General features: G+C 60.5%; 20 protein-coding genes. 16 read left to right on the top strand and 4 right to left on the bottom strand.

Going from position 1 to position 23,471, the window contains the following annotated elements; all coding sequences use genetic code 11:
- Positions 1–198: 198 nt before the first annotated feature.
- From PGR6_RS25415 to PGR6_RS25440, 6 genes are all read left to right on the top strand, one after another.
- Positions 199–4,539 carry a DEAD/DEAH box helicase gene (locus tag PGR6_RS25415; RefSeq protein ID WP_064620674.1) on the top strand — a complete coding sequence of 1,447 codons (4,341 nt, stop codon included), beginning with the start codon at positions 199–201 and terminating at the stop codon, positions 4,537–4,539.
- 271 nt (positions 4,540–4,810) lie between these two features.
- Positions 4,811–6,022 carry an MFS transporter gene (locus PGR6_RS25420; RefSeq protein WP_064620677.1) on the top strand — a complete coding sequence of 404 codons (1,212 nt, stop codon included), beginning with the start codon at positions 4,811–4,813 and terminating at the stop codon, positions 6,020–6,022.
- Between the two features lie 157 nt (positions 6,023–6,179).
- A complete protein-coding gene (locus PGR6_RS25425; protein WP_018925675.1) occupies positions 6,180–7,106 on the top strand; it encodes a DUF72 domain-containing protein in 927 nt (308 codons plus the stop codon).
- The gene (locus tag PGR6_RS25430; protein ID WP_018925674.1) at positions 7,103–7,900 is read left to right on the top strand and encodes an endonuclease/exonuclease/phosphatase family protein; all 798 of its coding nucleotides are present in this window, start codon (positions 7,103–7,105) and stop codon (positions 7,898–7,900) included. Before PGR6_RS25425 ends, PGR6_RS25430 begins: the two co-directional genes overlap by 4 nt.
- Positions 7,897–9,183 carry a cardiolipin synthase ClsB gene (clsB, locus tag PGR6_RS25435; RefSeq protein ID WP_064620680.1) on the top strand — a complete coding sequence of 429 codons (1,287 nt, stop codon included), beginning with the start codon at positions 7,897–7,899 and terminating at the stop codon, positions 9,181–9,183. The genes PGR6_RS25430 and clsB overlap by 4 nt, the downstream gene beginning before the upstream one ends.
- Complete coding sequence (locus PGR6_RS25440; protein WP_064620683.1) at positions 9,180–10,166, top strand: lysylphosphatidylglycerol synthase domain-containing protein; 987 nt, start codon at positions 9,180–9,182, stop codon at positions 10,164–10,166. The genes clsB and PGR6_RS25440 overlap by 4 nt, the downstream gene beginning before the upstream one ends.
- A 42-nt stretch (positions 10,167–10,208) precedes the next feature.
- On the opposite strand, the gene PGR6_RS25445 is transcribed toward PGR6_RS25440, so the two are convergent.
- The 3 genes from PGR6_RS25445 to PGR6_RS25455 all read right to left on the bottom strand — a co-directional run bounded on the left by PGR6_RS25445 (position 10,209) and on the right by PGR6_RS25455 (position 13,271).
- The gene (locus PGR6_RS25445) at positions 10,209–10,967 is read right to left on the bottom strand and encodes an alpha/beta hydrolase family protein (protein WP_018925671.1); all 759 of its coding nucleotides are present in this window, start codon (positions 10,965–10,967) and stop codon (positions 10,209–10,211) included.
- Entirely contained in the window at positions 10,957–12,066 is a 1,110-nt protein-coding gene (locus PGR6_RS25450; RefSeq protein WP_064620686.1) for a DUF3182 family protein, read from the bottom strand. Before PGR6_RS25450 ends, PGR6_RS25445 begins: the two co-directional genes overlap by 11 nt.
- A gap of 209 nt (positions 12,067–12,275) precedes the next feature.
- A complete protein-coding gene (locus PGR6_RS25455) occupies positions 12,276–13,271 on the bottom strand; it encodes a GlxA family transcriptional regulator (protein WP_019581401.1) in 996 nt (331 codons plus the stop codon).
- Between the two features lie 101 nt (positions 13,272–13,372).
- Between PGR6_RS25455 and PGR6_RS25460 the strand changes: the two genes are divergently transcribed.
- The 10 genes from PGR6_RS25460 (at position 13,373) to PGR6_RS25505 (ending at position 22,770) form a co-directional block, all read left to right on the top strand.
- Positions 13,373–13,921, top strand: a complete 549-nt coding sequence (locus PGR6_RS25460) for a cysteine hydrolase family protein (RefSeq protein WP_018925668.1) — start codon at positions 13,373–13,375, stop codon at positions 13,919–13,921.
- Positions 13,922–14,201: 280 nt separating this feature from the next.
- Positions 14,202–14,783: a YjfI family protein gene (locus tag PGR6_RS25465; protein WP_086945165.1), complete on the top strand. Its 582-nt coding sequence runs from the start codon at positions 14,202–14,204 to the stop codon at positions 14,781–14,783.
- A 24-nt stretch (positions 14,784–14,807) separates the two neighbouring features.
- Positions 14,808–15,506 carry a PspA/IM30 family protein gene (locus PGR6_RS25470; protein ID WP_007933675.1) on the top strand — a complete coding sequence of 233 codons (699 nt, stop codon included), beginning with the start codon at positions 14,808–14,810 and terminating at the stop codon, positions 15,504–15,506.
- 247 nt (positions 15,507–15,753) lie between these two features.
- Positions 15,754–16,317, top strand: a complete 564-nt coding sequence (locus tag PGR6_RS25475; RefSeq protein WP_064620692.1) for a rhomboid family intramembrane serine protease — start codon at positions 15,754–15,756, stop codon at positions 16,315–16,317.
- A 71-nt stretch (positions 16,318–16,388) separates the two neighbouring features.
- Positions 16,389–17,423 carry an ion channel gene (locus PGR6_RS25480; protein ID WP_064620695.1) on the top strand — a complete coding sequence of 345 codons (1,035 nt, stop codon included), beginning with the start codon at positions 16,389–16,391 and terminating at the stop codon, positions 17,421–17,423.
- Positions 17,410–18,090, top strand: a complete 681-nt coding sequence (locus PGR6_RS25485; protein WP_064620698.1) for a DUF2491 family protein — start codon at positions 17,410–17,412, stop codon at positions 18,088–18,090. Before PGR6_RS25480 ends, PGR6_RS25485 begins: the two co-directional genes overlap by 14 nt.
- Before the next feature lie 14 nt (positions 18,091–18,104).
- A complete protein-coding gene (locus PGR6_RS25490) occupies positions 18,105–18,533 on the top strand; it encodes a DUF350 domain-containing protein (RefSeq protein ID WP_018925663.1) in 429 nt (142 codons plus the stop codon).
- 19 nt (positions 18,534–18,552) lie between these two features.
- Entirely contained in the window at positions 18,553–19,281 is a 729-nt protein-coding gene (locus PGR6_RS25495) for a DUF1190 domain-containing protein (RefSeq protein ID WP_018925662.1), read from the top strand.
- A gap of 12 nt (positions 19,282–19,293) precedes the next feature.
- Entirely contained in the window at positions 19,294–20,451 is a 1,158-nt protein-coding gene (locus PGR6_RS25500) for a glutathionylspermidine synthase family protein (RefSeq protein WP_064620701.1), read from the top strand.
- A gap of 120 nt (positions 20,452–20,571) precedes the next feature.
- Entirely contained in the window at positions 20,572–22,770 is a 2,199-nt protein-coding gene (locus PGR6_RS25505; RefSeq protein WP_064620704.1) for an OsmC domain/YcaO domain-containing protein, read from the top strand.
- Positions 22,771–22,943: 173 nt separating this feature from the next.
- On the opposite strand, the gene PGR6_RS25510 is transcribed toward PGR6_RS25505, so the two are convergent.
- Entirely contained in the window at positions 22,944–23,462 is a 519-nt protein-coding gene (locus PGR6_RS25510) for a single-stranded DNA-binding protein (protein ID WP_064620707.1), read from the bottom strand.
- Between the last annotated feature and the right edge of the window lie 9 nt (positions 23,463–23,471).

Raw genomic sequence — 23,471 nt, forward strand, 5'->3', positions numbered from 1 at the left:
ACGATGGCTTTATCGACAGCGCCCGCAGGCGATGTCCTCAATAATTGCCGGAATCGTTGCATTTTGCGGGTTTAGTGCGCAACCGTCACCCGTAAAGTGTAGTTCCCGGGGATTTGTGGTGCCGCTACTGGCCTCAGGAGCAACACAGAGCCTGAGCGGTACTTGCAACTTCCCGTCCCCACCCGCATAAATTGGCTCATGAACCTGCCCATCCCCGCAGACAGCGCGCTGAACGGTTTCCACCCCGCCGTCAGCGCCTGGTTCAGCAACACCTTCGCGACGGCTACCGCCGCCCAGGCCCGGGCGTGGCCGTTGATCCGCCAGCGCCGTTCAACGCTGATTGCCGCGCCCACCGGCTCCGGCAAAACCCTCACCGCGTTTCTGGCCGTGCTCGACGATCTGGTCCATCGCGGCCTGGAAAACCCGGATGGCCTGCCGGACGAAACCCTGGTGGTCTACGTTTCGCCGCTCAAGGCCCTGTCCAACGACATCCGGATCAACCTGCAAAACCCGCTGGCCGGCATCACCGAGCAGTTACGCCTGATGGGCCTGCCCGATGTGCCGATCAGCACTGCCGTGCGCACCGGCGATACGCCGCAAAAAGACCGCTCGGCCATGCGCAAAACCGCGCCGCACATTCTGGTGACCACTCCAGAATCCCTATACGTGCTGCTCGGCTCCGACTCCGGCCGGAAAATGCTCGGCACCACGCAAACGGTGATCGTCGACGAAATCCACGCCATCGCCGCCAGCAAACGCGGCAGTCACCTGGCCCTGAGCCTGGAGCGCCTGCAAGCGCTTTGCCCGCAACCGTTGGTGCGGATCGGCCTGTCCGCCACGCAAAAACCCATCGAGGCGGTATCGCGTTTTTTGGTTGGCGGTGATCGCGACTGCGAAATCATCGACATCGGCCATGCCCGCCCACGGGATCTCGATATCGAAGTGCCGCCCGTGCCGTTGTCAGCGGTGATGGCCAACGACGTGTGGGAGCTGGTCTATGACCGCCTCGCCGCCCTCGCCCGCGAACACCGGACCACGCTGATTTTCGTCAACACCCGGCGCCTGGCCGAACGCCTGAGCCGACACTTGAGCGAACGCCTCGGCAAAGACGCGGTGGCCGCCCACCATGGCAGCCTGGCCAAGGAGTTTCGCCTGGACGCCGAGCAACGGCTCAAGCGCGGCGAGCTGCAAGTGCTGATCGCCACCGCCTCGCTGGAACTGGGGATTGATATCGGCGACGTCGACCTGGTGTGCCAGATCGCTTCGCCACGCTCGATTGCCGGTTTTCTGCAACGGGTCGGCCGCTCCGGGCACCAGGTCGGCGGCACACCCAAGGGCCGATTGTTCGCCACCACCCGCGACGACCTGATCGAATGCGCCGCTTTGCTCGATTGCGTGCGCCGTGGCGAACTCGACACCTTGTTGATCCCCGAAGCGCCGCTGGACGTGCTGGCCCAGCAGATCATCGCCGAGGTCAGTTGCCAGGAATGGCACGAGCAGGCATTGCTGGAGACGCTGCGTAAAGCCTCGCCTTACGCCAAGCTCGACGAAAAGCATTATCAGGCGCTGCTGCACATGCTCGCCGAGGGCTACAACGGTCGCCAGGGCATACGTAGCGCGTACCTGCACCGGGACGCCGTAAGCCGCACCTTGCGCGGTCGTCGGGGCGCCAAGCTGACCGCCGTGACCAGCGGCGGGACGATTCCCGACAACGCCGACTACAGCGTGTTGCTGGAGCCTCAGGGGCTGAACATCGGCAGCGTCAACGAAGACTTCGCGGTGGAAAGCATCGCCGGGGATATCTTTCAGCTGGGCAATACGTCGTATCGAATCCTGCGGGTCGAAACCGGCAAGGTCCGGGTCGAAGATGCTCAGGGCCAGCCGCCGACCATTCCGTTCTGGCTCGGTGAAGCACCCGGTCGCAGCAATGAACTGTCGTTCGCCGTGGCCCGTCTGCAAGCGCAACTCGATGAACTGCTCACCGCCACACCCGGCGATCTGCAACCAGCCCTCGACTGGCTGACCGACACTCTCGGTTTGAACCTCGCCAGCGCCGAGCAACTGGTCGACTACCTGGCCCGGGCCCGCCTGACCCTCGGCGCCTTGCCGTCCCAGGACACACTGGTGATGGAACGCTTTTTCGACGAGTCAGGCGGTACGCAACTGATCATCCACTCACCGTTCGGCAGCCGCATCAACCGCGCCTGGGGCCTGGCCCTGCGCAAGCGTTTCTGCCGCACCTTCAACTTCGAATTGCAGGCCGCCGCCAGCGAGGACGCCATCGTGTTGTCGCTGTCCACCAGCCACAGCTTCGAGCTGGACGACGTCTGGCGCTACCTGCACAGCAACAGCGCCGAACATATCCTGACTCAAGCGGTGCTCGAAGCCCCGCTGTTCGGCGTACGCTGGCGCTGGAATGCCGGGGTCGCCCTCGCGCTGCCACGCTACAGCGGCGGCCGCAAAGTGCCGCCGCAGATCCAGCGGATGAAAAGCGAAGACCTGATCGCCAGCGTGTTTCCCGATCAGATCGCCTGCGTGGAAAACCTCGCCGGCGAGCGCGAGATTCCCGACCATCCGCTGGTGGAACAAACCCTCGACGATTGCCTGCACGAGGCCATGGACAGCGAAGGCTGGCTGGCGTTGTTGCGGCGCATGGAACAGGGCGATATACGCCTGATCAGCCGCGACCTGCCGGCGCCTTCGCCACTGGCGGCGGAAATCCTCAGTGCCCGCCCCTACACCTTCCTCGACGACGCGCCGCTGGAAGAACGCCGTACTCAGGCGGTACTCAACCGTCGCTGGAGCGATCCGCAGTCCACCGACGACCTCGGTGCGCTGGACGCCGACGCGATTGCCGCGGTGCGCGACGAAGCCTGGCCAACGCCAACCGGCCTCGATGAAATGCATGAGGCCTTGATGAGCCTGGCGTGCATCACCGACGCCGAGGCCCGGGCCAACCCCAATTGGCTCGAATGGCTGAACACCCTGGCCAACAGTGGCCGCGCCAGCCGTTTGCAGATCAACGCCAAGCAATCGCTGTGGCTGCCACTGGAGCGACTGACCTGCCTGCGGGCGATTTATCCACAGGCCTCCTTGTTTCCGTCGTTGGAGGCGTTGCCCGGTTTCGATGAAACCTGGGAGCCGGACGAAGCGGTGCTGGAAGTGGTACGCGCGCGACTCAGTGCGTTTGGTCCATTGCCGCTGAAAGCGATTGCCGAACCGCTCGGTTTACCGGCGCTTCAAGTCACTCAGGCCCTGGCCCAACTGGAACGCGAAGGTTACGTGCTGCGCGGGCAATTCAGCCCCGGCGCCCGCGAAGAGGAATGGTGCGAACGGCATCTGCTGGCGCGGATTCATCGCTACACGGTCAAACGGCTGCGCCGGGAAATCGAGCCAGTGGCGTTGCAGGATTTCATGCGCTTTCTGTTCGACTGGCAGCATCTTTCCAGCATGAGCCGAGGCCAGGGCAGCGCTGTGTTGCCGGCGATCATCAGCCAGTTCGAAGGCTACCCCGCCGCCGCTTCGGCATGGGACAGCGACATTCTGCCGGCGCGGCTCAAAGACTATTCGGCGAGCTGGCTGGATGAGTTATGCCGCAGCGGCAAACTGGTCTGGACCCGCCTGACCGCGCGCAACAAGAGCACCGGCACGGCATTGCGCAGCACGCCGATTCTGCTGCTGCCGCGTAATCAGGTCGGGTTGTGGAGCAGCTTGACCGAGCAGACGCCGGTCAACGAGTTGTCGCCCAAAACACAAAAGGTCCATGCAGCACTCAGCCAGCACGGCGCGCTGTTTTTTGATGAGCTGATGCACGAGGCCCATCTGCTGCGCTCGGAACTGGAAATCGCCTTGCAGGAACTGGTCGGTGCCGGACTGGTCAACGCCGACAGTTTCGCCGGGTTGCGGGCGCTGATCACCCCGGCCAGCAAACGCCAGAATCGCAGCAGCCGACGCGGGCGTGGAGCGTTTGTCGGCGGGATGGACGACGCCGGGCGCTGGGCCTTGCTGCGCCGCAGTGCGGTCGCGCCGGTTGTGGATAAGCCGGTTGTGGATAAACAACGCCCGACGTCCACACCCACAGAAACCCTGGAACACATCGCCATGACCTTGCTGCGCCGGTACGGCGTGGTGTTCTGGCGCTTGCTGGAGCGCGAGGCGGACTGGTTGCCGAGTTGGCGGGAATTGCTGCGCACGTTCCATCGGCTGGAGGCCCGGGGCGAGATTCGTGGCGGGCGGTTTGTCAGTGGCCTGGCCGGCGAACAGTTTGCCCTGCCCGAGGCGATCCCGTTGTTGCGTGAAGTCAGGCGGCGCCCCCATGACGGTAGCTTGATCGCGGTGTGCGGGGTCGATCCGCTGAACCTCGCCGGCACCCTGCTGCCGGGCGCGAAAGTGCCGGCGCTGGCGAGCAATCGGCTGGTTTATCGCGACGGCTTGCCGGCCGCCGCCGAGATCGCCGGCAAGCAGCAGTTCTGGCTGGTGCTGGATCAGCAATCGACTACAGAAGTACGCAACACACTGATCCGCCACTCCCCCCTGTAGGATTCAATCTCCTGTGGCGAGGGAGCTTGCTCCCGCTGGGGTGCGAAGCGCCCCCAAAACCTGTAAACCAATTTCTCCCGGATGCACCGCGCTGTATGGCTTTGCGACTGCTCCGCAGCCGAGCGGGAGCAAGCTCCCTCGCCACAAGGTTTAATACCAGCCGTGAGATATTTGACCTGCACGCAAATATCAAATGCCCATCCCTGTATTTTTCCGCACGTCCCAAACCCCGACACTGCGCTCCATCAATCAATCCATCGGAGTTGCAGCCATGCCCATTGCCTTGCTGGCGCTGACCCTTAGCGCTTTCGCCATCGGGACGACGGAGTTCGTCATCGTTGGCCTGTTACCCACCATCGGCGCCGACCTCGGCGTCAGCCTGCCGTCCGCCGGTTTGCTGGTCAGTTTGTATGCACTCGGGGTGGCCGTCGGCGCGCCGGTGCTGACCGCCCTCACCGGCAAAGTCCCGCGTAAATTGCTGCTGTTGTCGCTGATGGTGCTGTTCACCCTCGGCAACTTGTTGGCCTGGAAAGCGCCGAGCTACGAGTCGCTGATCATTGCGCGGATCGTCACCGGCCTGGCCCACGGGGTGTTTTTCTCAATTGGCTCGATCATCGCCACCAGCCTGGTGCCTAAGGAAAAAGCCGCCAGCGCGATTGCCATCATGTTCACCGGCCTGACTGTGGCGCTGGTCACTGGCGTGCCGCTGGGGACGTTTATCGGTCAGCATTTCGGCTGGCGTGAAACCTTCCTCGCGGTGTCTGCACTGGGTGTGATCGCCTTCATCGGCAGCCTGCTCTACGTACCGAAGAACGTCGCCCACAGCAAACCGGCTTCGCTGTTGCAGCAGTTGCAAGTGCTCAAGCAACCGCGCCTGTTGTTGGTGTATGCCATGACGGCGGTCGGCTACGGCGGCTCGTTCATCGCCTTCACCTTTCTGGCACCGATTCTTCAGGACATTGCGGGCTTCAGCGCCAGCACCGTCAGCCTGGTGCTGCTGGTGTACGGCATCTCGGTAGCCGTCGGCAACATCTGGGGCGGCAAGCTGGCGGATAAACGCGGCCCGATCGGCGCCCTGAAAATCATCTTCGCCCTGCTCGCCGCCGTACTGTTCGCACTGACCTTCACCGCCGCCAATCCATGGCTGGCCCTGGCCACTGTGCTGGTCTGGGGTGCGGTGGCGTTCGGCAACGTGCCGGGGCTGCAGGTATATGTGGTGCGTCAGGCCGAACATCACACCCCGCATGCGGTGGACGTGGCGTCGGGCCTGAACATCGCGGCGTTCAACCTCGGCATTGCCGGTGGTGCGTGGGGTGGTGGTTTGATCGTGGCGCATATGGGCCTGATCCATACCGCGTGGATCGGTGGCCTGGTGGTGTTGGTGGCGCTGGCACTGACCGCCTGGAGTGGTCGTCTTGATCGGTTGGGCCCGGTGTATGCCGAGCCGGCTGAAGGTTCGGCCCGGATCGTTGTCGGGCACTGATGGATCAAAAGATCGTAGCCTTCGGCAACTCCTGCACGCCTGTGGGAAGTTGCCGAAGGCTGCGATCTTTTGCTTTTACCGTCCGTAGCCCCGTCGAAACTTTCTCGCACGCCTGGCAGTCATCAAAAGACAGGGCTGTCCGAGGATGGGAGGCGACATGGCGGCGATTCATATCGGCATTTCAGGCTGGCGCTACACGCCCTGGCGGGGAGCCTTCTACCCGAAGGGGCTGACCCACAAACGCGAATTGCAATTCGCGTCACGGGCGGTCAACAGCATCGAAATCAATGGATCATTCTACGCCCTGCAACGGCCCGAACGTTACGCCCAGTGGTACGCCGAAACCCCGGCGGGCTTCGTGTTCAGCGTCAAGGCGCCGCGCTTCATCACCCACATCAAGCGCCTGCGGGAGATCCATAAACCCTTGGCGAATTTCTTCGCCTCCGGAGTGCTGGAGCTCAAGGAAAAACTCGGCCCGATCCTCTGGCAGTTCCCGCCCAGCTTCAAATTCGACCCGGAGCTGTTCGAACACTTTCTTGAACAACTGCCCCACGACACCGAACAGGCCGCCGCCCTTGCCCGCCAGCACGAACCACGTCTGAACGGTCACGCCAGCATGAAGGCCTACGGCAAAAAACCAGTGCGTCATGCCGTGGAAATTCGCCACGAAAGCTTCGTCGATCCGGCCTTCGTCCGGCTGCTCAAACGCTACAACACCGCGTTGGTGATTGCCGACACCGCCGGCAAATGGCCGTACCGCGAAGACCTCACCAGCGATTTCGTCTACCTGCGCCTGCACGGCGCCGAAGAACTCTACGCCAGCGGTTACACCCCTCAAGCGCTGCAACGCTGGAGCGAGCGGATCGAGGCCTGGCATCACGGCCAGCAACCGGCAGATCCGCAATTGATCGCGCCCCGGCAAAAACCCAAGACTCGCAGATCCCGGGAAGTGTTCTGCTATTTCGATAACGACATCAAAGTCCGCGCGCCCTTCGATGCCCGCCACCTGCTTGAGCGTTTGCATCTCGACAAAGACCTTGTCACGGCCCCCGGCGAGCCGGTTGCCGAAGGAGCGCTGCCATGAGCATTCCCGAACCGGTCGGCGGAACGGATGAACAGCAACCCATCATCAATGCCGTGAGCCGCTTCACCGTGCTGACGGTCAACACCCACAAGGGGTTCACCGCACTCAATCGGCGCTTCATCCTGCCCGAGTTGCGCGAAGCGGTGCGCAGTGTGTCCGCCGATGTGGTGTTTTTGCAGGAGGTCCACGGCACCCACGAACAGCATCCCCAGCGCTACAACAATTGGCCGGCGATGCCCCAGTACGAATTCCTTGCCGATAGCCTGTGGCCGCAATTCGCCTACGGGCGCAACGCGGTCTACCCGGCGGGCGATCACGGCAATGCACTGTTGTCGAAATTCCAGATCATTCGCCACGACAACCTCGACGTGTCCATCAGCGGCCATGAAAACCGTGGAGTCCTGCATTGCGTGTTGCGGATGCCCGGCGATGGCCGGGAAGTGCATGCCATTTGCGTCCATCTGGGTCTGCGCGAAAGCCACCGGACGGCACAGCTCAAGCTGCTGATCCGACGCCTGGAAGAGTTACCGCAAGATGCCCCGGTGGTGGTCGCCGGCGACTTCAACGACTGGCGCCAACGCGCCGATGCGTTGCTCAAGCCTTGCGGTTTGCGTGAGGTCTTTGCCGAGCAGCATGGCAAACCGGCGCGCAGTTTCCCCGCGCGTTTGCCGGCGTTACGCCTGGACCGCATCTACGTGCGCCATCTCAAGGCCAGCCATCCGCAAGTGCTGGCGGCACGCCCCTGGTCACACCTTTCCGACCATGCGCCCCTGTCGGTGGAGATCGAGTTATGAGCAGCCCATCGATGGAAAAAACCACGGTCGAACACGTCTCCCCTCCTCCCCCCGTGCGCGAGCCTGCGGTGACTGAAGTTGAATACGGCTGGCACGGTAACAACCGGGTCGAGTTGCTGGAAAACGGTGAGGCGTACTTTCCACGGGTGTTTGAAGTGCTGCGCCAGGCCCAGAGGGAAATCCTCCTGGAAACCTTCATTCTGTTCGAAGACAAGGTCGGCAATGAGCTTCAACAGATCCTGATTGAAGCGGCGCAACGCGGTGTGCGTATCACGGTCAGTCTCGACGGCTTTGGTTGTGGCGAACTGAGTACGGCGTTCCTCGCCGCCCTGAGCAACGCAGGCGTGCACCTGCAAATATTCGACCCTGCCCCGCGTCACCTGGGCATCCGCACCAACTGGTTCCGCCGTCTGCACCGCAAGATTGTGGTGGTCGACGGCACGATTGCGTTCCTCGGCGGGATCAATTTTTCCGCCGACCATCTGGCCGACTTCGGCCCCGAGGCCAAGCAGGATTATTCGGTTGAAGTGCAAGGCCCGGCAGTGGCCGATATTCATCATTTCGCCCTGCTAAAAAGCGGTCGACCGGCTCGGGCCAAATACTGGTGGCAGCGCCGCCGGCAGCGGCACGCTGAACTGGCGGTCAGCGATCATGACGGTCAGGTGCGGCTGGTGTATCGCGACAACGCAGAACACCCAAACGATATCGAAGAGGTGTATTTGCAGGTGCTGCGCAGTGCCCGGCGTCGCGTGGTGATCGCCAATGCCTACTTCTTTCCAGGCTATCGGCTGCTGCGCGAGATTCGCAATGCGGCACGCCGGGGGGTCGAGGTGCGCCTGATTCTTCAGGGACAACCGGACCTGCGGGTGGCCAGGCTCGCCGCGCGCATGACCTACGATTACCTGCTGCGGGCCGGGGTGGTGATCTACGAATATTGCGACCGCCCACTGCACGGCAAAGTCGCCCTGGTCGACGAGGACTGGAGCACTGTCGGCTCAAGCAACCTCGATCCGCTGAGCCTGTCCCTGAACCTGGAAGCCAACGTGCTGATCCGCGACCGTATCTTCAACCGCGATCTGTACGAGCGTCTCGACGAGTTGAGCAGCAACCATTGCAAGGTCATGTCGGTGGACACAGCCCCTCGCGGGCGGATCTGGGACATGACCATCGGCTTTCTGGTGTTTCACTTCCTGCGGCATTTCCCCGCATGGGCCGGTTGGTTGCCGGCGCATAAACCGCGCCTGAAGCCCTTCATCCACCCACCCGGGAGCGCCAAGGCATGAGCCATTCCGAAGCGCAGCCTGCGTCGCACTCCGACACGCCGGGCAAACACCACTGGCACCGCTGGAAAAGGCCGCTGACGATGCTGTTTTTCCTGGCGCTGATCGTATTGTTCACGATGCTCGCCCAGCGCATCGAATGGAACGAAGTGTTCGATACCCTGGCTGATTTCAAAGTACGCACGTTGATCATTGCGTCAGGTGTGACCCTGGCAAGCTTTCTGGTCTATGCCTGTTTCGACCTGATCGGGCGCACCTACATCCGGCAGAACCTGACCTGGCGGCAGATCCTCCCGGTGGGGATCATCAGCTATGCCTTCAACCTCAACCTGAGCGCCTGGGTCGGCGGCGTCGCCATGCGTTATCGGCTGTATTCGCGGCTCGGCGTGAGCAAAGGCAACATCGCAAAAATCCTCGGGCTGAGCCTGGCGACCAACTGGTTCGGCTACATGGTGATTGCCGGCGCGGTGTTCAGCAGCGGCCTGATGCGAATGCCGCCGGGCTGGAAAGTGAGCAGCAATGCACTGCAGGACGTGGGGATTTTGTTGCTGTTGTTGAGCATGGGATATCTGGCGGCCTGCCGGTATTCCAGGCGCCGGAAATGGTCGGTTCGCGGCGTAGATATCATTCTGCCGTCGCTGCGCATGGCAATCCTGCAACTGGCCCTCGGCGCACTGAACTGGGCGCTGATGGCGGCGGTGATCTTCACGTTGCTGCCGAGCAAACTGGACTATCCGCCAGTGCTTGGTGTGTTGCTGATCAGCGCCATTGCCGGGGTCATCACCCATATCCCGGCCGGGCTCGGTGTGTTGGAGGCGGTGTTCGTGGCGCTGCTGCAGCACGAAGTATCGCGGGGCAGCCTGGTGGCGGGGTTGATCGCTTATCGGGCGATCTATTTCATTCTGCCGCTGCTGATAACCGTGGTGATGTACCTGGTGGTGGAAGCCAAGGCCAAGTCGTTGCGGATCTCGAAGAAATCTCGGTGAGATGTGGTTTGCCCGCGAACGACCGCAAGACCACCGCCTCTCTCAACTCGATTGAATGATGCTCAACCGCTCACCCACCACCATCTCGGTGATCCAATCCACCAGAATCGAGGTGTACGCCTGTTGCGAAACCGGGTCGCTCAAGGCGTGATCCGCACCATCGATGATCCGGTGAGTCAGCGAGTGAGTCTGCTGACACGCGGCGCGGTAACTCATGATCGTCGCGTGGGGTACATAGGCATCGGTCTCGGACTCCACCAGCAACACATCCCCGGTGAATTGCGAGCAGGCGTGCAACGCGCGATTGCTGTCGGCGCGCACCAGCGTGCCGCGATAGTCGCGCAAGTCGGCTTTGTCCAACTCACGCTTGGGCGTGTGCCACAAGTCGTCGCGATACAACGCCGGCACCCGCAGAGCCAACCAGCGCACCGGACGCAACGTCGTCAGGATCGCCGCCAGATAACCGCCATAACTGGTGCCGACCACCGCGATCGCAGAGGTGTCGAGCGCCGGGTGGGCGAGCAAGCGGTCGTAGGCTGCCAGCAGGTCGCGCAGGTTGTCTTCGCGGGTGACCCTGGACAACGGAATGCCGGTCCCGCCGGTATGGCCACGCAAGTCGAACGTCAGGCACACACAACCCAACCCGGCAATGCCTTTGGCCCGCTCCAGGTCGCGCTCCTGGCTACCGCCCCAGCCGTGGACGAAAAGCACCCCCGGGACTTTCGATTTGGGGCTGAGAAAGGTCCCGCTCATCTGTTCATCGTCGATGTCGATCTGAATGGTTTCGCTTCTAGCCGTCATAGGATTTGACCGTCACGTACTTGAGAAGAAAATCACTGTGTTCCGCCGGCCCGCGGTACACCTCGATAGCGTTCGCCGGCAGCGATTGATCGCTATAGGTTTCGACCGAGGACACGCGAATCGCACGCAGGCCGGGGTCGTGGACGAAGCTTTGCAGCGCCGCGACTTCAGCACTACTGGCACCGCCCAAACGCCAGGATTGTTCGAGCACGCCGCTGCGTTGTCGGCCGTTGCAGTCCAGCCCTTGGGCAATATCGTAATTGCGCCGCGAGGCATAGAAACCGGGGTAGGCTTCATCCGCCGCACTGTCGAATACCTGTGCCTGCTGGATCGCCAGCCTCACGTCATCCGGCAGTTCCAGCGCCAGCAGGTCCTCATAATAACCCTGCACCACCAACAGGTTGGACCCTCCATAAACCTGCTCGCCCTGAGCGTCTTCGGTCAAGTATTGATCACCGCAATAACTCAGCACTTTGTCGCCGATGAAGCTTTGGCCGACGCTGTGGGTGATCACCTCGGTCAAGTCCTGTTCCAACACCACGCCTTCGGTGAACAGTGTCTTGGCCTCGGGGCGAGCGAGGATGGCGTCGAACTGGTCGAGGCTCTTGATCACTTCCTGACCGCGTCCGGCGCAGGCGTGAATAGGCTTGATGCGGATCGGGCCGCTGTAGAGCAGGTGCTCCGCCGCCGGGCGCGCATCGTCCAGGGAGAACACGCTGAGGCCATCGAGCACGACGCTGCGCACCCGTTCGCAAAACAACGTTGCCCAGCCTTCGGGCGCGAACGCATAGCGGTTCAACAGCCCATGACTGATGGCTTTGGTGCAGATGAAATCGTGGTCGACGTAACCGCCCCACAAATCCTCCGGCCCTTTGACGCCCAGCTTCCGGGCGATAGCGGCGCCCACCAGCGTCTGGGTCGGCAACAGATAGCGGTCACGACCGCTGTGCAGTTGCGGGTCGTAACTGCCGCCGTATTCGAGCCCGACGATCTGCGCCAGCCAACGAGCCAGCGCCCGATTGGTTTCAACTTCGTGCAGCGGGGCATCGGCACGCACCGAATGGGCGAGTACCAGTTTCTTGCGATTTGTTGGGGTCATGCGTCCCCCTTCAATCTGCGTTGGATAAATGTAGCTGAAGGGGTGCAGGGATCAGGCCAATGGCGGCTGATGAAGAACGACTGTTAAATCAGCCGGTTGCCCAGACAGTAATGGCATTACGCCTGTTTGATTATGCACGACGCCCTTCAGGACTCCGGCATTTTGCACGACTCAAACCTCCCACATTTTCTTGATCTGGCGTGCTCTGGCTACCGGGCCACAACAGCTGGCGGCGTCACGCCAAACCGCGTCCGGTAATCACTCGGCGCCAGCCCGGTAATCTTTTTGAACGTCGCACGAAACGCACTCGGGTCCTGATAACCCACGGTCCAGGCAATGTGATCAATGGTGCCGTTGGTGAATTCGAGCATCTCGCGCGCCTTGCCGACGCGCAGGTGCTGGCAGTACTCGGTGGGTTTCAACCCGGTCGCCGCACGGAATCGCCGCAGGAAGGTGCGCTCTTCCAGCCCCGCCCGTTCGGCCATTGCCGCCAGCGAGACATCGACCGCCCCGGTGCTTTGCAGCCAATGCTGGACCTTGAGAATCGAGGCATCGCCATGGCTGAGAATCGGTGAAAAATTACTGCCGCATTCGCTCGCGCTGTCGCTGTGCTCCACCACCAGAAAGCGTGCCGTGCTGGTGGCGATGCTCGGCCCCAGTAAACGGTTCACCAGGCGCAATCCCAGCTCTGACCAGGCCATCAGCCCGGCGGTGGTGATCAGATCGCCGTCGTCGACGATGGGCGTGTCGGCCTTGAGCTTGATCGCCGGGTAACGCTCGGCGAAGGCTTTGGCCGAGGTCCAATGAGTGGTGGCGCTACGGCCGTCGAGCAGGCCGCTTTCAGCCAACAGGATCGACCCCACGCAAACCCCGCCCAACGTCGCACCACTGGCGTGTTGCTGACGAATCCAGCGAATCAGTCCCTGCGGTGCCTGGCCCTTGGAAAAACCCCCAATCGAAGGCGGGATCAACACCGCCACCAGCGCGCCGTCCGGACCGGGTTGACTGTCGTAGACCCGCTCGGGCGCCTGATCGCCCTCGACCCGCCAATGGCTGATCCGCAACAACGGCAACTGCGCCGTCTGATGCTCGGCGGCAATCCGGTTGGCCACCCCGAACAGATCCGTCAGCCCATGCACCGCCGCCATCTGCGCGCCGGGATAGATCAGCACGCCCAATTCGACGACTGCCCTTTCTACGCCCATTGTCAGTTTTCCCCCTTCTATTGTCGGTGCGGCCAATCCTCGGACGGCCTGCAAAACCTGATACTTGAATCACACCCAACAAGCACTTCGAGGAAACACTCATGGCCAAGCAAGCACTCATCGTAGTCGATATCCAGAACGACTACTTCCCCCAGGGCAAGTGGCCTTTGGCGGGCGCCGATGCCGCCGCAGACAACGCTGCACGGCTGATCCAGGCCTTTCGCGAGGCCGGTGACGCGGTGGTGCACATCCGCCACGAATTCACCTCCGACGCCGCGCCGTTCTTCACCCCGGGCTCCGACGGCGCGAAGCTGCACCCCAAAGTCCTGAACCGCGCCGATGAACCGGTGGTGCTCAAGCACTTCGTCAACGCGTTCCGCGAAACCGAACTCAAGGCCATCCTCGACCAGCAAGGCATCGAACACCTGGTGGTGGTCGGCAGCATGAGCCACATGTGCATCGACGGCGTCACCCGTGCCGCAGCGGACTTCGGCTATACGGTCACGGTGATCCACGACGCCTGTGCCACCCTTGATCTGGAGTTCAACGGCGTCACCGTCCCGGCCGCCCACGTTCACGCCGCCTTCATGTCGGCTTTGGGTTTTGCCTATGCCAGCGTGGTGTCCACCGATGACTTTCTGGCTGGTTAGATGAGAAGCTCGTTCTACAGGATTGCGCTTAACTGATCGGAATCATGCTGCTTCCCTTCTTTTTCATACACCTGCGCAACCGTCGAAAAAATCTCACGCGTGAGCTATTGAGGGCTGCAAAAATAGCCTGTAGTGTTATCACGCGTGAGTTTTTCACAACGGGATCAGCACCATGAAAAGCAGCTCTCCATCAGATCCGCCTACCGGGTCTGTTACCGATTCAGCGAGCCGCAAAGGAGAGCGCTCGAAACCCTCCGCGAAAAAACCATCGAGCTTCTACATGAAGCAGATGCGCGCGGGCCTGGGTGCCGCCGGCTATGTGAAACACGAGACTTGGGTGCTTCCCGAAAATCGAAGCCTGCTCAAGCAGATGGAGAAACAGCTACGCCAACCGATTCTGGCTGGCTCATTCATGTCGGAGAATTACATGAGCGCAGGTAATAACTGGAACATCGATCGCCTCTACAGCGCCCTCCAGGCCCTCGACGAAGTGGTTGCGAACGAAATCACCCTCTCCCTCGTTCAAGGCTCCGAATCCAGCATCAAGCTGGAAATGAACGATTTCGGTGGCTTGCCGATTTACATCGCGGTGGTTGGCGATCAGATCATCGTCGATACGGTCCTGGTCGATGTCGAATCGATCAACAACGTCCCGGCATTCAATGATGCCGTTTTGCGCAGCCGGGAAATGTTCCCGCTGTCCTCGATCGGTATCGAGTCCATGCCCAACGGGCAGGTCGTTTACAACATGTTCGGCGCGCTGAGCTCCGACTCCAGCCTGACCAACGTCGTGACTGAGATCAAAACCCTCGTCGACAACGTCCAGCGCGCCAGCGAAGCCTTTGAACGCTTCTTCAATTAATTATTCGGGAACAGGATATATCCAATGACTCAGTCCATCTGGAGCAAATTGTTCACCGCGCTGCGTGGCGGTGCCAACGAAGTCGGCGAATCGATCGTCGACCAACAGGCCCTGCGCATTCTCGACCAGGAAATTCGCGATGCTGACAGCGCGCTGGCCAACGCCAAGCGTGAGCTGGTCACCATCATGGCCAAGCACAAACTGTCGGCTGACCGCGTCAGCGAGTACAACGCCAAGATCAAGGACCTGGAATCCAAAGCCCTGGCCGCCATCCAGGCCAACCGCGAAGACCTGGCACTGGAAGTGGCCGAAGCCATTTCGACCCTGACCAATGAACTGGATGTCGAGCAAAAGCAGGCCACCGAATTCGGTGGTTACGCTGACAACATGCGCAAAGACATCACCAAGGCTGAAAACCGCATCAAAAGCCTGCGCCAGCAAGTGGATATGGCCAAGGCTCGTGAAAGCGTACAGAAAGCCCAGGTCAGCGCCTCGATCGCCAGTGGCGGCGCCAACGGCAAGCTGGAAACCGCCGTCGGTACACTGAACCGCCTGCAAGCCAAGCAGCAGCAACGCGCCGCTGAACTGCAAGCCCAGGACGAACTGGCCGATGCGTCGACCGGCACCGACCTGGAGCGCAAACTGCGCGAAGCCGGCATCACGCCGGACGAAGGCAGCGCCAATGCGATCCTGGAACGCCTGAAGAAAAAATCGGCCGAGTAAGCAATACCCCGGCAGAAAGGGCATTCATTGCCCTGATGCCAGTCAGTCAAGCGCACTGACCCTGTGGCGAGGGAGCTTGCTCCCGCTGGACTGCGCAGCAGTCCCTTCTTTTTGGGGATAAGAGGGGCCGCTTCGCGGCCCAGCGGGAGCAAGCTCCCTCGCCACAACTTTACTCAGTGCTTGTTCTATCTCTTAACTGGCAGGCATTAATTGATCGCCCTTCTTTACTGCCGAGTCGAGGTCAAGGATGGATGCCCTGAAGGGTTTCAAGACAATCGCTGGCCTGGCCATCTTCATGGTTGCGCTGCAACTGCTCAATGTGGCGACCGGCTACAGCCTTAACGCCTTCGGCCTGGTTCCGAGAACCTTGCACGGACTGGTCGGCATCATCACCTCACCTTTCTTGCACACATCCTTTGCGCACCTGAGCGCCAACCTGATTGCCTTTTTGATCCTCGGCACCCTGGTCATCGTCGAAGGGCTCAACCGGTTCATGGCCGTCAGCGCTATCATCATTTTGCTGGGCGGTTCGCTGATCTGGCTGTTCGGTTTTGCCGGCGTGCATATCGGTGCCAGCGGCTGGGTGTTCGGGCTGTGGGCGTATCTCCTGTCGCGCGCCTGGTTTCAGAGGAGCTGGAGCAACCTGATAACGGCCAGTGTCGTGGCCCTGCTCTATGGTGGGCTGATTGTTGGCTTCCTTCCGCGCCGGGGCATTTCCTTCGAAGGGCATATTTTTGCTGCAATCGCCGGGTATATTGCAGCCAAGGTACTGTTATCTACGCCGCGCAGCAGGTTTAATGCCGCCCGGTAACCACACCCGAGCACTTAGATGCCCGAGCGAGTACGTCGCCAGGAATGAGCCCCCAAGGAGTCAGGGATGTAATGTCGATTTTCCTTTTATTGCGCGCGTACGCGGCGTCCTTCTTCCATCGCTTCGGCTGGGCCGGCCTGGCCATTGCGCTGGGCGTACACCTGAGCACGGCCTGGCTCGGCCTGGTGCTTCTGGGCGAACAACACCTCATCGCTCCCGCCACGTTCACCTACTTCTATCTCACCACCACGCTCACCGTCGGCTACGGCGATCTTGCGCCACAGACAGCCGCGGGACGGATTTTCGTGGCTACCTGGGTCATGCTCGGGGGCATTGCGCTGCTGACCGCAGCCATCGGCAAAACAACCAGCAGTGTCATCGATGTATGGAGAAAAGGCATGAAGGGCAAAGGCGATTTCACCGGCAAGGTCGGCCATACCGTTCTCATCGGCTGGGAAGGCGCGTCCAGCGAGCGGGTTATTGAGTTGCTGCTGCAGGACGAAACGTCCAATGACAACCTGATCGTCATTTGCGATTGCGACCTCGAAGAAAACCCCATGCCGGGCAAGGCCGCCTTTATCAAAGGTGAAAGCCTGTCATCCGCCGCGCTTTTGCTGCGTGCCGGCGTGCCTGGCGCCGAACGCGTACTGGTGCGTACCCATTCAGATGATCTGACCCTGGCCACCGTGCTGGCGGTCAATCAACTGAGCCCGGTCGGGCATGTGGTCGCCCACTTCAATGAAAGTGAAATCGCCGCGCTCGCCAGCGCCTACGCGCCCAGCCTGGAATGCACCTCAAGCATGGCCATCGAGATGTTGGTGCGCGCCTCTCAGGATCCGGGCTCGTCAGTGGTCATCAATGAATTGCTGTGCGTGGGCCAAGGCGCCACCCAATACCTGATGAGACTGCCCGAAACCTTTGAAACAACGTTCGGCGATCTATACGCACAGATGAAAGAACGCCATAACGCGACCCTTATCGGCTACCGCGCCAAAGGCGCCCGACAGCCTTCAATCAACCCGCCCGGCGCCACTCGCGTCAAGGGCGGCGAACTCTTCTACATCGCCTCTACTCGCCTCAAGGAAATCTCCAATGGGATGGTTTAAACAGTTGCTGGGGCTTGAGGCCCCGAACGCGGGCACGAATACCGATTCGAAATGGACAGCCAACGATAACCTGCCAGTCACCGGCCCGCTGGGCCTGGCAATGGGCAAGGGCGTGATGTTCGACACGACCCTGAAACTGTTACTCGACGAAAAAACCGCGGTAACCATTCCCGGCTCCCAGCAGATCTGGAGCGCCGGCACCATTGAGCTCGGGCAGTCGACCTGGTTGTCGCGCTATTACATGAACGACGAAGACTACTGGCTGCAAGTGCACACCACCGGCGACATCGCCGGGCAGGTCGAGTCGGTGATCCTGTTCAACTACCTCAGCTACGTCACCATCAACAGTGAAGCGGAGCTGCGGCGGCTGGCCGGCCCTCAAAGCCTGATCGGGCTGCCGACCTACACCCTCAACGGTGTCGAATACACCCGCGAATGGGGCACCGAGAACGGCCAGACCGAACTGGTGCCGTTGAGCGAACACCTGAAGAATCCGGACGAAACATACAGCATCCAGCACTGTTCGATGTTGTACGCCCGCGAAACCGGCCTGACCGATCGCCGGGAATTCCTGCTGTTTTCCGTCGAAGAAGACGCCGAATGCACCATCAGCTTGAGCACTTCGCTGGGTATATCGCTGTACACCACCGACCTGAACACTTTTTAAAAAGGAAGAAGTCCATGCTTGAAGCGCTCTCTATCTCCCTGAACAAAGCCGCCGTGCTCGGGTTTGTTTTGTACATCCTCGGCGCCGCCGTGTTGTTCGCGCTGTTCCAGTTCATCTACACCCGCATCACACCGCACCGGGAATTCGAGTTGATCCGTGCGGGCAACGTTGCGGCCGCCATCGCCCTGGGCGGCGCCATCATCGGATTCGCCATTCCGGCCAGCAATGTGATCGCCTACTCGATCAGCATTCTGGACTTCGTCGTCTGGGCGGTGATCGCCGCTTTCGTACAACTGCTGGCGTTCCTGGTGACCAGCCTGGTGCTCAAAGGCGCCTCTGAACGCATCAAGAACGGCGAAATCGCTGCGGGTATCTATGTCGCGGCAGTGGCCATCAGCGTCGGCATGTTGAACGCCGCGTGCATGACCCCTTCCCAGAACTGATTGCGCCACGGAGATTGCGATGAAACGAAGCAAGTACGTTCAGCTCTCGCTGGCGGCATCGGTCGCCATGGCGATATCAGGCTGCGGGCCGACGGAAAAAACCTACGAGATACACAAAAAGTACAACTTCCAGTCCGTCCAGCAGTGCGCCGATGAAAAACTCCCGGTCGACATCTGTTCTGACGCCTATATGAAGGCCATGGCCCAGCATCGAAGCATTGCGCCGGTGTACGACAACCAGGCTGATTGCGACGCCGACTTTGTTGCCGACTGGTGCCAGCAGGATTCCGCCGGCAAATTCATCCCCAAGCTCGGCGGTTTCGAACTGAGTGCCGATGGCGAGGTGACGCAGTCCGAAGTGGACGCGGCCAAGGCTAAATTGCCCGCATCGGAAGCGAATGCCGCAGGGTCGGGTTTCTCCGGCAGTAGCCTGCTGACAGGGCTGCTGATCGGCAACATGCTCAGCAGCAACCGCAACAGCTACTACTCCGAACCGGTCTACCGCTATCGCGATGATCGCGGTGACTACTCGTCCTCGACACTCAGTCAGCGGGTATCGTCAGGTTCAACCTTCAACAGGTCCAATCAGGCGCGCTACGGCAGCAGTGGCAGTTACACCGACACCATCACTCGCAGCAAGCCGGTGTCCGTTGCATCGTCCACTTCCCGCGGCGGGTTCGGCAGCCAGGCCAGCGCACGCAGTGGCTGGGGTGGATCAGGCAAGAGCTTTGGCGGTTCGAGTAGCTAAGGGAACAAGGCCATGAAGAAAATCCTCTGCGCAGAGCGTCATGACTGGAAACAGACCGCCGAAAGCCTCGGCTTCCTGTTCCATACCATCGACGACGAACCCTATTGGGACGAGAGCGCGTACTACCAGTTCACGCTCAAGCAGATCGAGAACGACCTCGAAGACCCGACCACCGAAGTTCATGAGATGTGCATGGACCTGGTGGCGCGAGTGGTGCAAAGCGAAGAGTTGCTGGAGCGCTTGAGCATCCCCGCGCCGTTCTTCGACATGGTTCGCACTTCATGGCTCGAAGGCCACCCGCACCTGTATGGGCGCATGGACTTCTCCTACAACGGCAGCGGGCCAGCCAAGCTGCTGGAACTCAACTACGACACGCCGACCAGCCTGTATGAGGCCGCGGCGTTTCAGTGGGGCTGGCTGGAACAATGCATCGAGCGTGGCTTGCTGCCCAGGCACGCCGACCAGTTCAACAGCATCGACACCAAGCTGCATCAGGCTTTTGCCCAACTGCAGCTCAAACAGCCCTTCTATTTCGCCTCGATGAAAGACTCGGTCGAAGACAAGGGCACCACCGATTACCTGCGCCTGGTCGCGGAAAAGGTCGGCATCGAATCGCGGCACATCGACATCGAAGACATTGGCCTCACCAGTGACGGACGTTTCGTCGACCTCGAGGATCGCTGGATCCCTCACCTGTTCAAACTGCATGCCTGGGAGTTCATCTTCCACGAACCCTTCGGCGCTGCAATTGCCCAGAGCGACACGCAGTTTTTCGAACCGCCCTGGAAATCCATCATCTCCAACAAGGGCATCCTGCCGCTGCTGTGGGAGTTCAACCAAGGTCACCCGAACCTGCTCGCGGCACACCTGGACTTCGATCCGAGCAAAGCGGTGCCCAAAGGTTGGGTGCGCAAGCCGTTCTTCTCACGGGAAGGCGCAAACATTGAGCTGCAAACCGCTGAGGGTCTGATCGTAAAAGAGGACGGCCCCTACACTGATGCGCCGTTTATCCTTCAGGAGTTTGCCCCGCTGCCGAAATTTGGCGACAGCTACACGCTGATCGGTTCCTGGGTGATCGGGGATCAGGCAGCCGGCATCGGCGTGCGTGAGGACAACAGCTTGATTACCAAGGACTCGAGCCGGTTCTTGCCGCATCTGATACTCGACTGAGCCCTCCATCGCCCACTAAAAAGGACTGGTGTCGACATATCGTCAGACACCTACAAGACTTACTGCGCAAATGCCGGATAATGGCGGCCATTCGTTTAGCCGTTATTCTGGTAATCCCCCATGGAAATCAAGGTCAACTTTCTCGACAACCTGCGACTTGAAGCCAAGTTCGATGACTTCACGGTGGTGGCCGATCAACCTATCCGCTACAAGGGCGATGGCTCGGCACCGGGGCCGTTCGACTACTTCCTGGCTTCGTCGGCGCTGTGTGCGGCGTATTTTGTGAAGTTGTACTGCAACACGCGCAATATCCCCACGGATAACATCCGCCTGTCGCAGAACAATATTGTTGACCCGGAAAACCGCTACAACCAGATTTTCAAGATCCAGGTCGAGTTGCCGGCGGACATCTCCGACAAGGACCGCCAGGGCATCCTGCGCTCCATCGACCGTTGCACCGTGAAGAAAGTGGTGCAAGCCGGGCCTGAATTTGTGATCGAAGAGGTGGACAACCTCGACGCCGACGCCCAGGCGTTGCTGATGCCTGCTTCTCATTCAGAGGCGAACACTTACATTGCGGGCAAGGATCTGCCGCTGGAGCAAACCATCGCCAATATGTCGGCCATTCTGGCGGACCTGGGCATGAAGATTGAAATCGCCTCGTGGCGTAATATCGTGCCCAATGTGTGGTCGCTGCATATCCGCGATGCGCACTCGCCGATGTGCTTTACCAACGGCAAGGGTGCGACCAAGGAAGGCGCGCTGGCGTCGGCGTTGGGCGAGTTTATCGAGCGACTCAACTGCAACTTCTTCTACAACGACCAGTTCTGGGGCGAAGACATCGCCGACGCAGCGTTTGTGCACTACCCGGACGAACGCTGGTTCAAGCCTGGCCGTAAAGATGCACTGCCGGCCGAAATCCTCGACGAGTACTGCCTGAAGATTTACAACCGCGACGGCGAGCTGCGTGGCTCCCACCTGATCGACACCAACTCGGGCAATGAAGAGCGCGGCATCTGCTCACTGCCTTACGTGCGCCAGTCCGACGGCGAGGTGGTGTATTTCCCGTCCAACCTGATTGAAAACCTGTTCCTGAGCAACGGCATGAGTGCCGGTAACACGCTGGCCGAAGCCCAGGTGCAGTGCCTGTCGGAGATCTTCGAGCGCGCGGTAAAACGCGAAATCATCGAAGGTGAATTTGCCCTGCCGGATGTGCCGGCTCACGTGCTGGCGAAGTACCCCGGAATACTGGCCGGGATTCAGGCACTGGAAGAGCAAGGGTTCCCCGTGCTGGTGAAGGATGCGTCCCTGGGAGGTGAATTCCCGGTGATGTGCGTCACGTTGATGAACCCGCGTACCGGCGGTGTGTTCGCCTCGTTCGGCGCGCACCCGAGCCTGGAAGTGGCGCTGGAACGCAGCCTGACCGAATTGCTGCAGGGCCGCAGCTTCGAAGGCCTCAACGACCTGCCCCAGCCGACATTTGAAGGTCATGCGGTGACCGAGCCGAATAACTTCGTCGAGCACTTTATCGACTCCAGCGGCGTGGTGTCGTGGCGCTTCTTCAGCTCAAAATCGGATTACGAATTCGTGGAGTGGGACTTCTCCGGCCAAGGTGAAAACTCGAATGCCGAGGAAGCCGCGACCTTGTTCGGCATTCTCGAAGGCATGGGCAAGGAAGTGTACATGGCGGTCTACGAGCATATCGGTGCAACGGCCTGCCGCATCCTGGTGCCAGACTATTCGGAAATTTATCCAGTAGACGATCTGATCTGGGATAACACCAACAAAGCGCTGTTCTTCCGCGCCGACATCCTGAACCTGCATCGCCTGGACGAAGAAGAGCTGCAAGCGCTGGTTGAGCGTCTGGTGGAAAGTGAGCTGGACGACTACACCGACATCACCACCTTGATCGGCATCGAATTTGACGACAATACCGCCTGGGGTCAGCTGACGATCCTGGAGTTGAAGCTGCTGATCTATCTCGCCTTGCAACAATTTGAAGAAGCGAAAGAGGCGGTGGAAATGTTCCTGCAGTACAACGACAACACGGTTGAGCGCGGCTTGTTCTATCAAGCCGTGAATGTGGTGCTGGAGATGAAGCTGGACGAAGACCTGGAACTGGAAGACTACGAGGCCAACTTCCGCCGGATGTTTGGCAACGAGCGGATGGATGCAGCGATCGGATCGGTAGATAGCAGCGTGCGCTTCCATGGCTTGACGCCGACCAGCATGAAACTGGAGGGGCTCGATAGGCATTTGCGCTTGATCGAGAGCTACAAAAAACTGCACATGGCGCGGGCCAACATGACCGCCCTGTAGGAGCCGGCTTGCTGGCGATCCAGGCGCCGCGGTTAACCAGGCAAACCGAGTTATCGTTCATCGCCAGCAAGCCGGCTCCTACAATATGGTGCGCAAAAGAAAACCCCCGACCAGTCGAGAGGACTGATCGGGGGTTCCAGACCTAAACTTTACAAAAAAGTCTCAGGTAAGTCCTAGAACGGAATATCGTCATCAAAGCTGTCGAAATCCGGAGCCGGTTGCGGAGCAGCCTGCGGTGGAGCCGGGCGCGACTGTTGCGGTGCCGACTGCTGCGGACGCGGAGCCTGCTGGCGTGGGGCTGGAGCGGATTGCTGGTAGTTATTCCCGCCTTGTTGGTCGCCCTGTTGTGGACGGCCGCCCAGCAGTTGCATGGTGCCTTGCATGTCGACCACGATTTCAGTGGTGTAACGCTTGATACCGTCTTTTTCCCACTCGCGGGTCTGCAGCTTGCCTTCGATGTAGACCTGCGAACCTTTACGCAGGTATTCGCCGGCGATTTCGGCCACTTTGCCGAACATCGAAACACGGTGCCATTCGGTCTTCTCGACCTTCTGACCGGTTTGCTTGTCGGTCCACTGTTCGCTGGTCGCCAGACTCAGGTTGGTCACGGCGTTACCGTTAGGCAAGTAGCGAACTTCGGGATCCTGGCCGCAAGTGCCGACCAATATGACTTTGTTAACCCCACGGGCCATAACGTTCTC

Origin of the sequence: Pseudomonas sp. GR 6-02, from assembly GCF_001655615.1 — a bacterium.
Lineage (GTDB): Bacteria > Pseudomonadota > Gammaproteobacteria > Pseudomonadales > Pseudomonadaceae > Aquipseudomonas.

Excerpts from the sequence above, each read along its gene's own strand:
- PGR6_RS25425 (WP_018925675.1), top strand. The coding sequence starts at position 6,180 with ATGGCGGCGATTCATATCGGCATTTCAGGCTGGCGCTACACGCCCTGG.
- PGR6_RS25455 (WP_019581401.1), bottom strand. The coding sequence starts at position 13,271 with ATGGGCGTAGAAAGGGCAGTCGTCGAATTGGGCGTGCTGATCTATCCC.
- PGR6_RS25470 (WP_007933675.1), top strand. The coding sequence starts at position 14,808 with ATGACTCAGTCCATCTGGAGCAAATTGTTCACCGCGCTGCGTGGCGGT.
- PGR6_RS25440 (WP_064620683.1), top strand. The coding sequence starts at position 9,180 with ATGAGCCATTCCGAAGCGCAGCCTGCGTCGCACTCCGACACGCCGGGC.
- PGR6_RS25415 (WP_064620674.1), top strand. The coding sequence starts at position 199 with ATGAACCTGCCCATCCCCGCAGACAGCGCGCTGAACGGTTTCCACCCC.
- PGR6_RS25480 (WP_064620695.1), top strand. The coding sequence starts at position 16,389 with ATGTCGATTTTCCTTTTATTGCGCGCGTACGCGGCGTCCTTCTTCCAT.
- PGR6_RS25445 (WP_018925671.1), bottom strand. The coding sequence starts at position 10,967 with ATGACGGCTAGAAGCGAAACCATTCAGATCGACATCGACGATGAACAG.
- PGR6_RS25505 (WP_064620704.1), top strand. The coding sequence starts at position 20,572 with ATGGAAATCAAGGTCAACTTTCTCGACAACCTGCGACTTGAAGCCAAG.
- PGR6_RS25420 (WP_064620677.1), top strand. The coding sequence starts at position 4,811 with ATGCCCATTGCCTTGCTGGCGCTGACCCTTAGCGCTTTCGCCATCGGG.
- PGR6_RS25475 (WP_064620692.1), top strand. The coding sequence starts at position 15,754 with ATGGATGCCCTGAAGGGTTTCAAGACAATCGCTGGCCTGGCCATCTTC.
- clsB (WP_064620680.1), top strand. The coding sequence starts at position 7,897 with ATGAGCAGCCCATCGATGGAAAAAACCACGGTCGAACACGTCTCCCCT.
- PGR6_RS25500 (WP_064620701.1), top strand. The coding sequence starts at position 19,294 with ATGAAGAAAATCCTCTGCGCAGAGCGTCATGACTGGAAACAGACCGCC.
- PGR6_RS25460 (WP_018925668.1), top strand. The coding sequence starts at position 13,373 with ATGGCCAAGCAAGCACTCATCGTAGTCGATATCCAGAACGACTACTTC.
- PGR6_RS25450 (WP_064620686.1), bottom strand. The coding sequence starts at position 12,066 with ATGACCCCAACAAATCGCAAGAAACTGGTACTCGCCCATTCGGTGCGT.
- PGR6_RS25510 (WP_064620707.1), bottom strand. The coding sequence starts at position 23,462 with ATGGCCCGTGGGGTTAACAAAGTCATATTGGTCGGCACTTGCGGCCAG.
- PGR6_RS25430 (WP_018925674.1), top strand. The coding sequence starts at position 7,103 with ATGAGCATTCCCGAACCGGTCGGCGGAACGGATGAACAGCAACCCATC.
- PGR6_RS25495 (WP_018925662.1), top strand. The coding sequence starts at position 18,553 with ATGAAACGAAGCAAGTACGTTCAGCTCTCGCTGGCGGCATCGGTCGCC.
- PGR6_RS25490 (WP_018925663.1), top strand. The coding sequence starts at position 18,105 with ATGCTTGAAGCGCTCTCTATCTCCCTGAACAAAGCCGCCGTGCTCGGG.
- PGR6_RS25465 (WP_086945165.1), top strand. The coding sequence starts at position 14,202 with ATGAAGCAGATGCGCGCGGGCCTGGGTGCCGCCGGCTATGTGAAACAC.
- PGR6_RS25485 (WP_064620698.1), top strand. The coding sequence starts at position 17,410 with ATGGGATGGTTTAAACAGTTGCTGGGGCTTGAGGCCCCGAACGCGGGC.